This window comes from Herbaspirillum sp. B65, from assembly GCF_000333555.1.
GTDB lineage: Bacteria > Pseudomonadota > Gammaproteobacteria > Burkholderiales > Burkholderiaceae_D > Herbaspirillum > Herbaspirillum rubrisubalbicans.
Genome location: NZ_BADI01000394.1, coordinates 1 through 1078, shown reverse-complemented (window position 1 = coordinate 1078; position 1078 = coordinate 1). Strand labels below are relative to the sequence as shown.

The 1078-nt window shown below is 56.3% G+C and carries 1 protein-coding gene, 1 tRNA gene and 1 pseudogene; all 3 read left to right on the top strand.

The genetic code is table 11. From position 1 onward, the window contains the following. The first annotated feature begins 27 nt into the window (after positions 1-27). The 3 genes and pseudogenes from I5W_RS09605 (at position 28) to I5W_RS09595 (ending at position 1036) form a co-directional block, all read left to right on the top strand. A pseudogene (locus I5W_RS09605) lies at positions 28-331 on the top strand (S16 family serine protease). A 300-nt stretch (positions 332-631) separates the two neighbouring features. Next, a complete protein-coding gene (locus I5W_RS09600) occupies positions 632-904 on the top strand; it encodes an HU family DNA-binding protein (RefSeq protein ID WP_017450395.1) in 273 nt (90 codons plus the stop codon). Positions 905-960: 56 nt separating this feature from the next. Then, a tRNA-Val gene (locus I5W_RS09595) sits at positions 961-1036 on the top strand. Positions 1037-1078: the final 42 nt, after the last annotated feature.

The window sequence follows — 1078 nt, the reverse complement described above, 5'->3', positions numbered from 1 at the left end:
GGCATTCCGGTGCGTGCTGATGTGGCGATGACCGGTGAGATCACGCTGCGCGGCGAAGTGCTGCCCATCGGCGGTCTGAAGGAAAAAGCTGTTGGCGGCGCATCGCGGCGGCATCAAGACCGTGTTGATTCCTGAGCAGAATGTGAAGGATCTGGCCGAGATTCCGGACAACGTCAAGAACAAGCTGGAAATCATCCCGGTGCGCTGGATCGACAAGGTCCTGGAAGTCGCCCTGGAGCGCCAACCGGTCCCGCTGAGCGAAGACGAAGCCATCGTCGAGGCTGCAGTGGCACCCAAGGAAGGTGCGACCGATCCGGTGGTGAAGCACTGATCCGGCTGGTCTAATCCGAATCCAAGCGTTGAAAAGCGCCTCGCAAGAGGCGCTTTTTTTATGGCTCGCAGCTTCGTATTTCAGGCTGTGAGAATGACGCAGAAAGCTTCACTGAAAATCGCCGCAAGTGTGCCACGCGGCTTGACACCGCCGACAGGCGGCCTGTTTAATAGCCGCTGCGGAATTTTTTCCGCCGGGCAAGTGATGGTGAGGAAGGCTCTATCACGGTGTCACGTGGCCGAGTCCGGGCGCTGTCGCTTGATATCAAAAACCAAGCAAATACTCATTCAAGGGGCGTAAGTGAATAAAGGCGAACTGGTTGAACACATTGCCGGTGCGGCGGATATTTCCAAGGCAGCGGCGGGACGTGCAGTAGACGCATTCATCGGTGCAGTGACGACCACGTTGAAGAAGAATGGCACGGTGACCCTGGTGGGCTTCGGCACCTTCGCCGTGGGCAAGCGTGCCGCGCGCGCGGGACGTAATCCGCAGACGGGAGCCGCTATCAAGATCAAGGCCTCGAAAGTTCCTAAATTTAAAGCTGGCAAAGCTTTAAAAGATGCTATAAAATAATGTTCTTTCGTTGCAGCGGTAAGTAAAAGCCAGCAACGAGACTGTCAAGTTTGCCGGGGCGCTTAGCTCAGTTGGTAGAGCGGAGCCCTTACAAGGCTTAGGTCGGGAGTTCGAGCCTCTCAGCGCCCACCAGCAATTTGCAGTCATGACCAGTTTAGGAGCGGTAGTCAGTGA